Below are 10,006 nucleotides of genomic sequence, written 5' to 3'. Positions count from 1 at the left end.
ATTTTCCACCTCAATCAACAATATCTTGTCAATGTCTTCTGTGGAAATGGGACCTATAGGGCTCGAACCTATGACCCTCTGCTTGTAAGGCAGATGCTCTCCCAGCTGAGCTAAGATCCCATATACTTGCGAGTCGCTTGCGCAACTCGCTTTGCTATTATATAATGAATCACATAAAAAAGTCAACACTTATTTTTGTGTTTCTGCATTTTTTTTAGGATTGCTATTTTCATCCGCTATTCTTCCAACAGCCGATCCACCAGTTTTACGCAGTCTGCTGCATCTTTCGAGTATCCGTCCGCTCCGATCTCATCTGCAAAACTTTCATTGATCGCCGCACCACCAATAACGATCTTGCTGTCGCATCCCATTTCTTTTGCCAATTCCACAACGTCTTTCATGCGCATCATCGTGGTTGTCATAAGGGCTGACAGACCAATTACTTTTGCATGCTCTTTTAAAGCAGTCTCAACGATCAGCGAAGCCGGAACATCTTTTCCAAGGTCAATCACATTGTAGCCATAGTTTTTCAACATAAGAACAACAAGATTTTTTCCGATATCGTGAATATCTCCTTCTACTGTTGCAACTACAATTGTCGCCTTTTGTTCCGCATCATTCCGCTCTAACATTGGCTCTACGTATTCGATCGCCATCTTCATCGTGTTGGCAGAGGAGATCAGCTGTGGCAGGAAATATTTCTGTTTGTCAAACAGCACGCCAACTTCATTGATCGCCGGGATCAGATGATGGTTGATGATCTCATCCGGTTTTTCTCCGTCGGCAAGCGCCTTTTTCACCTCATCTAAAATGCCACCCTTATTTCCTTTTAAAACAGCTTCAAAAATAGCACTTCTTCCTTCCTGTGATCCAGGTTTTGCCTGATCATCCGCCGCCGCTTTTTTACCGGGACAAGCACGCGCTCCTGACCTGCGTACTTTTCAGCGAGCATGTTCATACGCTCAATATAGCGGATATCACTCTCTTCTCTTGCAAGAAGCAGATCAGACGCAAATGCGGCATTCATCAATAATTCCTGCGATGGATTTGCAATAGCCATTGTAAGCCCATGTGCGATTGCCATCGTAAGGAACGCTGTATTCACATAAGTCCGCTCCGGCAGACCAAAAGAAATATTGGAAAGTCCACAAGCTGTTGGCAGTCCAAGTTCATTTTTACAATAAGAAAAGGTTTCATAGCACTCAATGGCAGCTCTTGGATTTGCTCCGATCGTTGCAACCAGTCCGTCTACGATAATGTCCTCTTTGCTCATTCCGATCTTGATTGCCTGCTCCATAACCGTGCGGATGATCGCATGTTTTTCCTCAGAATCATTCGGAAGCCCTGCATCCGATAATGGCAGCAAAATAAACATTGCTCCGTATTTTTCTGCAATCGGAAGAAGTTTATCCATTTTCTCTTTTTCCATGGAAATCGAATTGATCAGGGCACGTCCCGGATAAATACGGAGAGCCGCCTCAATAATATCTACATGGCTGGAATCAATGCACAGCGGACAATCAACCGTAGAAGTCACTTCGTAAATCGTGTTGATCATCATTTCTTTCTCATCAATTCCGTTCATTCCCATATTAACATCAAGAATCGCAGCACCGTTTTCTTCCTGGTCTAACGCCATCTGACGCACCATGTTAAGGCTGCCCTCCCGCAGTTCTGCCTGAAGTTTTTTCTTACCGGTCGGATTGATGCGCTCACCGATCACCATAAAATTACCATCCAATGTAATTTCCACCAGTTTACGTTCAGAAGTCAGAATTCTTCTTTTTTGCGTCAAAGGTTTATGCACCGGCATATCCTTCACTGCTTCTTTCAGTGCACGGATATGCTCCGGTGTCGTGCCACAGCAGCCTCCGATAATGGACGCACCGGCCTCCACCAGTTTTTTTCCACAGGAAGCAAACTCCTCTGGTCCCGTCTTGTAGACTGTCACACCATTCTCCAGCTCCGGCAGCCCTGCATTCGGCTTTGCAAGGATTGGGATTGTGGCATACTCTGCCATTTTTTCAACCGGTTCTATCATATCCTCCGGTCCTGTTGAACAGTTGATCCCGATCGCATCAGCTCCGAGACTCTGCAGTACGACTGTCGCCGTTGCCGGATCTGTTCCATAAAGGGTTCTTCCATCCGGGTTATATGTGAGTGATACCATGATTGGAAGATCACATACTTCCCTGATCGCAATGACTGCCGCCCTGCATTCCTGAAGACTCATCATGGTCTCTACCACAAAGAGATCAGCGCCTGCATCTGCAACTACCTCTGCCTGTTCTTTGTAGACATCCACAAGATCTTCAAACATCAGGTCGCCGATCGGATATAACTGTTGTCCGGTCATCGTCATATCCGCTGCCACCAGCGCTTTTCCCTGCGCCGCTTTTTGGGACAGGGCGATCAGTTCCCGGTTCATTTCTTCTAATCTGTCTGCAAGTCCATACTCTTCCAGTTTTATACGGTTTGCAGTAAATGTTGGTGCATACAAAATATCAGTTCCGGCCGCCACATAATCTTCCTGTAACTTTATCATAATATCAGGATTTTCAAGAATCCACTGTTCCGGGCACACGCCAACCGGCATGCCTGCTTTCTGCAAATTCGTTCCTGTCGCTCCATCCAGAATAACCGGTCCGTTTTCCACCAGTTTTTTAAATTCTGCTTTTGTCATTGTCTTTTGTCATTCCTTCCGCGGATTTGTTCCTTTTGATTATGCCATTTCCATAAATGCGGCGCAAGTATTTTTAAATTCCTATTTATAGCAATTCTTTGAGGATTTTATTGACCATTCCAGGATTTGCCTTTCCCTTCATTGCCTTCATGGTCTGTCCAACCAGAAATCCGATTGCTTTTTCTTTTCCATTACGATAATCTTCGACCGACTGTGGATTGTCTTTGATGACCTGTTCCACGACTGCTTGCAGTTCGCCGGCATCATTGACGGTCTTTAATCCTTTTTCCTCAACGTATTTGTCAGGATCAATATCATGTTTGAAAACTTCCTCAAACACTTCCTTTGCAACCGTGCTGTTGATCGCACCGGAATCTGCCAGTTCAATGACTTTTGCAAGATTTACCGGAGAAAATTTAATGTCCTCCGGGTCCATCTCATTTTCTTTTAACAGACGGATGATCTCACCCATGATCCAGTTGGAAACTTTCTTTGGTTTCTTACATATCTCTGTCGTCGCCTCGAAAAGATCGGCAAATTTTTTATGTCCGGTGATAATTTCCGCATCATAATCCGGCAGACCGAATTCTTTTTTATAACGTTCTAATTTTTCTGTGCGGAGTTCCGGCTGTCTTGCCTTGATTTCTGCGATCCACTCGTCGTTTATGACAATTGGAACAAGATCCGGTTCCGGGAAGTAGCGGTAATCCTGTGCATCCTCCTTGGAACGCATTGCATAGGAATACTCTTTGTTGTCATCCCATCTTCTGGTCTCCTGAATGACCTTTTTTCCTTCCTCGATCAGCTCGATCTGACGGGTGCGCTCGCCTTCAATGGCTCTTGCGATCGCCTTGAAAGAGTTCAGGTTCTTCATCTCGGTACGTGTTCCAAATTCCGGTGCCCCCATCTCACGGACGGAAAGGTTGACATCGGCACGCATGGAACCTTCATTTAATTTACAGTCAGACGCACCAAGATACTGAATGATCAGTCTTAATTTTTCCAGATAGGCAATGACCTCCTCTGCGGAACGCATATCCGGCTCTGACACGATCTCGATCAACGGTACACCGGAACGGTTGTAATCGACAATTGAGCAGTCCTCCCACTCGTCATGCACCAGTTTTCCGGCATCCTCCTCCATATGGATTTCATGGATACCAACCGTTTTCTTACCTGCTGCGGTTTCGATTTCGACTCCGCCATTTCTGCAGATTGGCAGATATAACTGGGAAATCTGGTAGTTCTGAGGATTATCCGGATAAAAATAATTTTTGCGGTCAAACTTACAGTACTGCGTAATGCTGCAGTTTGTGGCAAGACCGACTGCGATCGCATACTCTACCACCTGTTTATTTAAAACAGGAAGAGAACCCGGCATACCGGTGCATACCGGACAGGTATGGCTGTTTGGCGCCCCTCCGAATGCGGTTGAGCAGCCACAGAAAATTTTTGTTTTACTTGCTAATTCAACATGGACTTCCAGTCCAATCACAGTTTCATATACTTTACTCATGACGATTCCTCCAAACTTATGCTAATGGGCTGTGTTCATATTCCCTGGTCTGCTCAAATGCATACGCAGCGCGGATAATTTTTTTCTCTTTGAAACAGTCGCCGATCAGTTGTAAGCCGATTGGAAGTCCATTGGAATCTTTTCCACAAGGAAGTGAAATTCCCGGAAGTCCTGCAAGGTTTACAGAGATGGTATAAATATCCCCGAGATACATTTTAATCGGATCACTTAAGGATTCTCCCAGCTTCGGTGCCGTTGTCGGGGCTGCCGGTCCTAAGATCACATCATATTTTGCAAATGCTTCATCAAATGCTTTTTTGATCAATGCCTTTGTGCGGAGTGCTTTCAGATAATAAGCATCATAATATCCACTGCTCAATACGAAGGAACCAAGCATGATCCTTCTTTTTACTTCCGTTCCAAAACCTTCCGAACGTGTCTTTTTGTACATATTATGAAGTCCCTCGTATTCTTTTGCACGATAACCATATTTTACTCCGTCAAAACGAGCAAGGTTTGAACTTGCCTCGGCACAGGCAATGACATAGTAGGCAGGAATTGCATACTCTACAAGACTCAGATCAAATTCCTCTACGACCGCACCTTTTTCTTCTAAAACCTTTGCCGCATTTAATACAGCCTCTTTTACTTCCGGATCAAGTCCCTCTCCAAAGTAGTCTCTTGGGATTCCGATTTTTAATCCTTTCACATCATCTACCAGAGCATCCGTGAATTTTAAGTCATCTCTTGCGATAGATGTGGAGTCTTTCTTATCATAAGAAGCTATCGCTTCTAAGATTGTTGCACAGTCTGTCACATCTTTTGCAATCGGTCCGATCTGATCCAGTGAGGAGCCATAAGCGATCAGTCCATAACGGGAAACGGTTCCATAAGTTGGTTTGATTCCGGTCACACCACAGAATGAACTTGGCTGACGGATGGAACCGCCGGTGTCAGAACCTAACGCATAGGAGCATTCTTCTGCTGCAACCGCTGCACAGGAACCACCGGAAGAGCCACCCGGGACATGAGCTTCATTCCATGGATTCTTAGTTGCCCCATAAGCGGACGTCTCTGTGGTACTTCCCATCGCAAACTCATCCATATTTGTTTTTCCAATGATCACCGCACCTGCTTTTTCAAGATTTTCTACCGCTTCTGCAGTGTACGTTGGTTTAAAATTATATAATATCTTTGAGGAACAGGTCGTCAGCAGATCTTTCGTGCACATATTGTCCTTGATGGCGACCGGCACTCCGGCAAGCGGGCCTGTAAGCGTTCCATCATCGATCATTTTCTGTACTTCCTCTGCACGTTTTAATGCGCCTTCACGATCCACTGTCACAAAACTGTTCACTTTTTTCTCTTTTGCTTCAATTGCATCTAAAGCTGCTGTAACAGCCTCTGTAACCGTAACTTCTTTTGCTTTTATTTTTTTGCCTAATTCCACGGCAGTCAAACTCATTAATCTCATTTCTATCACCCTTTCTTCCTTATTCCATGCTCACATCCAACACATCTGAATTGCTAACCGATCGTCTTTGGCACCTTGAATCCACTGTCTTTCATGGAAGGCGCATTAGAAAGGGTTGCTTCGCTTCCGTCTCCATTCGTGACAACGTCTTCACGAAATACGTTTGTCACCGGGAAAACATGAGACATCGGCTCAACTCCTGTGGTATCTAACTCATTTAATTTATCAATATAGTCAAGCATGGCGCCCATATCTTTTTTTGCCTGCTCTTTTTCTTCTTCATTCAATTCCAGTTTTGCAAGAATTCCTACATATTCAATGGTTTCATCCGAAATAATATTTGCCATTTTTCTTATCCTCTCTGCTTTCTTTCCGGCTATGGCTCTAATCTGCTCATATCACGCGGGAACAATGTGGTCTCTCTGACATTATCTTCACCGATCAGTTTCATCGTCAGTCGCTCCAGACCGATTCCAAGACCTCCGTGTGGCGGCATTCCGTGTTTGAATGTGTCCATGTACTGCTCCATGCCCTCGGTTGTCATGCCGCGTTTTTCAATTTTTTCCAGCAGCATGTTGTAATCGTGGATACGCTGTCCACCGGTCGTGATCTCCAGACCGTGATACAATAGATCAAAACTTAATGTAAACGTCGGATCTGCCGGATCGTCCATTGCGTAGAATGGTCTTTTCTTGGAAGGATAATGTGTGACAAACACGAAATCCGCATCACATTCCTCTTTAAAATACTGTCCGATCAAAGCCTCCTCTTCCGGTTCAAGATCATATGGGTTACGAATTTTTCTGCCGTATTTTTCAGCTACTTTTCTTTTTGCCTCGTCGAATCTGACGGTCGGGATTTTATCCACATTCGGCAGTGTCACACCAAGGATTTTCAACTCTTTTTCGTAGTCCTTTTTCAAAAGGTCAACCATATACTGTAAAAATCCGGTCTCCATTGCCATGATATCTTCGAATCCATCAATGTATCCCATCTCAAAATCAAGACTGGTATACTCATTCAAATGACGTTTTGTATTGTGTTTTTCTGCACGGAACACCGGGGCTGTCTCAAATACACGGTCAAATACGCCAACCATCATCTGTTTATAAAACTGTGGGCTCTGCGCTAAAACAGCCGGTCTGTGGAAATAGTCCATACGGAACATATTTGCACCACCCTCAGCGCCTTTTGCACCGATCTTCGGCGTGTGGATCTCGGTAAATCCCTGCTCATAAAGAAAATCACGGAATCCTCTGACGACACCTTCCTGAATCTTAAATTTTGCACGCTCTCTTATATTTCGAAGTGCAATGGAACGGTTGTTTAAGTTTGCTTCCAGAGAAGTGTTTAATTTCCACTTGGAAATTGCTAACGGCATCGGTGCAACCGGCTCAGATAATACCCGGATGCTGTCTAACCGGATTTCAAAACCATTCGGTGCCCTGTCCTCGCTTTTCACTGCACCTTCCACTTCCACGGTGGCTGCTTCTTTCAGGTCTTTTAAGTCAAACTTTGTTTTTCCCTCTTCAAATACACATTGAAGAAGTCCTTCCCTTTTTCGTAAAACGACAAATGCAACCTCTCCCATATCCCTTATGGTATGAACTGCACCGTTCACTTTTACGGTCTTTCCTTCGAAATCTCCTGCTAAGATCTCACTGATCTCTACTGTGTCTTTTTTGTTTACTCCTGTCATGAATTCCATACGTTTGTACGCTCCTTTTCTTTCCTTATTTTGGGAATTACTCGGTGCGGGACGGAATAATCATTATAATATAAAATGAAACTAAAAAAGCCCTGAAAGAACAAAATGTCCTTTCAGGGCGAGATATACAATTATCCCGCGGTACCACCCGCATTGGAAAATGATAACATTAAATTCATTTTCCCACTCAATGTGCGTAACGTGCACTAACGTACTGACCTACTTACATACCGGTCATCACAATGATCCAAATAGCTTCGGCTGTAATACCCGGTTATGGTTCAACCAGTCTGCTCCAGAGTGTTCCCTGTATCTCCTCTTTCAAACAGCGCTCTCAGTCGGTGACGCTGTATTCCTGTCGACGCCTGAAGATCAGAGTCTCTATCAACGCTTTACTGTGTTAATGTTGTAATATTTATATCACTTCAAAAACAGAAATGCAAGAAAAAATTTGATTTTTATTATAACAAATTTTAATAATTGTTATTCTTTTTGGTTAAAAAACATCAATCCCAACGATTTATCATGCCAGAAACCCGCCGGATCACCATCACTGCAAGAAGTCCGATCACCGTTCCGGAAGCAATCCCTGTGATAGCAAGAACCGGGAGATAATAAATTAAAGTTGCCGTATCAAGTACCCACATTGCGACAAATATCTGACCTGCATTGTGCGAAATGCCGCCGAGAACGCTCACTCCGGCAGCCGAAAAAAGCTTTGATCTCTTTGCCAGATACATCACTGCAAAACTCAAAAGTCCTCCGGCAAAACTGTAAAGCATTGCTGCCATGGAACTAAACGTAAGTCCTGTGAGCAGGATACGCACCATGGAAAGTGCAAATGCTTCCTTTGTTCCAAGTGTGTACAGTGCGACCATCACCACAAGATTTGCAAGTCCAAGCTTTGCCCCTGGAATCCCCAGATTTACCGGGATCAGCGTTTCAATATAGGAAAGCACAAATGCAAGTGCCACAAGCATTCCGAGAAGTGCTGTTTTTTTTGCCATCATTGTTCCTTTCTTTTCTCTAATGTTGCAGAACATCGATTCCGGAGTCTTCTCCGTTCTCGATCGTGATAACTACCTTGTCCGGCAGACAGACGATCGTCTCCTTGTTCCTGCTGATCCGGCTGTGATGCACACAGATCTGATCCGGACAGGACGCTTCCGGCATGCTCACATAGCCATCCTGAATCGCAAACCGGTTATAGGAGCCATCCTCAAAGCGGATGGTTTCTGTATGATCTTCCGAGAGTGGATATCTCCCATATTCCACACCGTCCACCGTCACAACGGCAACTGCATTTTTGGTCGATACCTTCTGGTAATACTGTATTGCAACGTATATACCGGCCGCCGCCACAAGTAACACAGCGATCAGGAGCCAGTCATTTTTCCGGATGTGTAACGCTTTCCCATCCTGCGCCCCTGCTTCTTTTTGAGATGGTTCTTTCATCTGAAATATTTTTTTCATCTGGGACTCTCTTTCCTCTTTGTTTTCTTTTTATCAGCAGCACTTGTTTCTTTGCCGGATCAAAAATACTTTATCATCACCTGGTGTATTCTTCAAATCCATCCGAATACTGAATGCTTCCGTCTTCTAAAATCCACATTGCCTCCACACCGTCAAGCTGATTTACAAATTCCATTCCTTCCGCAAGCGGCATATTAAAAACCGCAGTGGAATACGCATCTGCCATTCCAGAATCATTTGTGATAATGGTAACGGATGAAAAATTATCTGCCGGCATCAGGGTATCCTGATCGATAATGTGACAGTATCTTTTTCCATCGACTGTATAATAGCGTTGATAATTTCCACTCGTTACCACGCTTAAATCCTGAACTTCCACTTTTTTTATATATGCCTGATCACTCTCCACATCAGGATTCTGAATTCCGACCGCCCAGGCGCTTCCATCCGGGTGTCCGCCAATAGCGCACACATTTCCCCCGACCGAAAAAAGCATGTACTGGATTCCCAGTTCATTTTTTGCATACTCTGCAACCTTTTGAACCGCATAACCTTTTCCAATACTTCCAACATCTAACGACATATCCGGGTCTGTCAGATAAACCGTAGACGCCTCCTCGTCAATGACAATATTATGGATATCTGTATGTTCTGCTGCTCTCTCCAATTCATCCATCGGCGGCAGCTCTGCGAAATCGGGATCTTCACTTCCTGCTTCCCTATAATCATGCCAGATAGACAGCACACTTCCCATTGCGATATTCATGTTCCCATCTGTTTTTTCATCCATCGTAATGCCGAGTTTCAACAGCTCGATGATTTCCTCATCCACCTTTACCGGCTGGATTCCCGCATTATCATTGATGGTCTTGATGTTATTCATCCCCTCATAGTCGTGATAAATATCATACAGATCATTATAGTATTGAAACTTGTCTTTGATCAATGACATCTGTTCCGAAAATTGCTCTTTTGATGACGCATAACCAATAATCTGTGTCTGTGTGTCAAACACATCAAAAAAAGATGCCTCATATTTTTCCAGATCTTTCCCTGTGCTATGTCTGTAGGCGATCACGCCAATCAATGCAAGCAATATCAAAACTGCCGCAATCTGTCTCTTTTTTTCCATTCATTCTTCCTCTCGTATAA

The 10,006-nt window shown here is 44.2% G+C and carries 9 protein-coding genes and 1 tRNA gene; all 10 read right to left on the bottom strand.

Annotated features, from left to right (window positions below):
- Positions 1-47: 47 nt before the first annotated feature.
- The 10 genes from ROSEINA2194_RS03520 to ROSEINA2194_RS03480 all read right to left on the bottom strand — a co-directional run bounded on the left by ROSEINA2194_RS03520 (position 48) and on the right by ROSEINA2194_RS03480 (position 9,986).
- Positions 48-120: transfer RNA gene (locus ROSEINA2194_RS03520), tRNA-Val, on the bottom strand.
- A gap of 116 nt (positions 121-236) precedes the next feature.
- Positions 237-800, bottom strand: coding sequence for a cobalamin-dependent protein (locus ROSEINA2194_RS21710; RefSeq protein ID WP_007883464.1), 564 nt, complete (start codon positions 798-800; stop codon positions 237-239).
- Positions 801-829: 29 nt separating this feature from the next.
- Positions 830-2,683 (bottom strand): homocysteine S-methyltransferase family protein, encoded by a 1,854-nt coding sequence (locus tag ROSEINA2194_RS03515; RefSeq protein ID WP_007883463.1) that lies wholly within the window; start codon positions 2,681-2,683, stop codon positions 830-832.
- Between the two features lie 85 nt (positions 2,684-2,768).
- Positions 2,769-4,199, bottom strand: coding sequence for an Asp-tRNA(Asn)/Glu-tRNA(Gln) amidotransferase subunit GatB (gene gatB / locus ROSEINA2194_RS03510; RefSeq protein WP_007883461.1), 1,431 nt, complete (start codon positions 4,197-4,199; stop codon positions 2,769-2,771).
- Positions 4,200-4,215: 16 nt separating this feature from the next.
- On the bottom strand, positions 4,216-5,673 hold the full coding sequence (gene gatA / locus ROSEINA2194_RS03505) for an Asp-tRNA(Asn)/Glu-tRNA(Gln) amidotransferase subunit GatA (protein ID WP_044927121.1): 1,458 nt from the start codon (positions 5,671-5,673) through the stop codon (positions 4,216-4,218).
- 53 nt (positions 5,674-5,726) lie between these two features.
- Positions 5,727-6,020 (bottom strand): Asp-tRNA(Asn)/Glu-tRNA(Gln) amidotransferase subunit GatC, encoded by a 294-nt coding sequence (gene gatC, locus ROSEINA2194_RS03500; protein ID WP_007883457.1) that lies wholly within the window; start codon positions 6,018-6,020, stop codon positions 5,727-5,729.
- A 29-nt stretch (positions 6,021-6,049) separates the two neighbouring features.
- Positions 6,050-7,381 (bottom strand): aspartate--tRNA(Asn) ligase, encoded by a 1,332-nt coding sequence (gene aspS / locus ROSEINA2194_RS03495; protein ID WP_007883454.1) that lies wholly within the window; start codon positions 7,379-7,381, stop codon positions 6,050-6,052.
- 506 nt (positions 7,382-7,887) lie between these two features.
- Positions 7,888-8,391: a Gx transporter family protein gene (locus ROSEINA2194_RS03490; RefSeq protein WP_227970609.1), complete on the bottom strand. Its 504-nt coding sequence runs from the start codon at positions 8,389-8,391 to the stop codon at positions 7,888-7,890.
- A gap of 16 nt (positions 8,392-8,407) precedes the next feature.
- Entirely contained in the window at positions 8,408-8,854 is a 447-nt protein-coding gene (locus ROSEINA2194_RS03485) for a NusG domain II-containing protein (protein WP_007883449.1), read from the bottom strand.
- Between the two features lie 76 nt (positions 8,855-8,930).
- Positions 8,931-9,986: an FAD:protein FMN transferase gene (locus ROSEINA2194_RS03480; protein WP_007883448.1), complete on the bottom strand. Its 1,056-nt coding sequence runs from the start codon at positions 9,984-9,986 to the stop codon at positions 8,931-8,933.
- Positions 9,987-10,006: the final 20 nt, after the last annotated feature.

Origin of the sequence: Roseburia inulinivorans DSM 16841 (genome assembly GCF_000174195.1) — a bacterium.
Classification (GTDB): Bacteria; Bacillota; Clostridia; order Lachnospirales; family Lachnospiraceae; genus Roseburia; species Roseburia inulinivorans.
The sequence above is the reverse complement of the archived record's forward strand: the minus strand, read 5'-3'. Positions and strand labels throughout refer to the sequence as shown.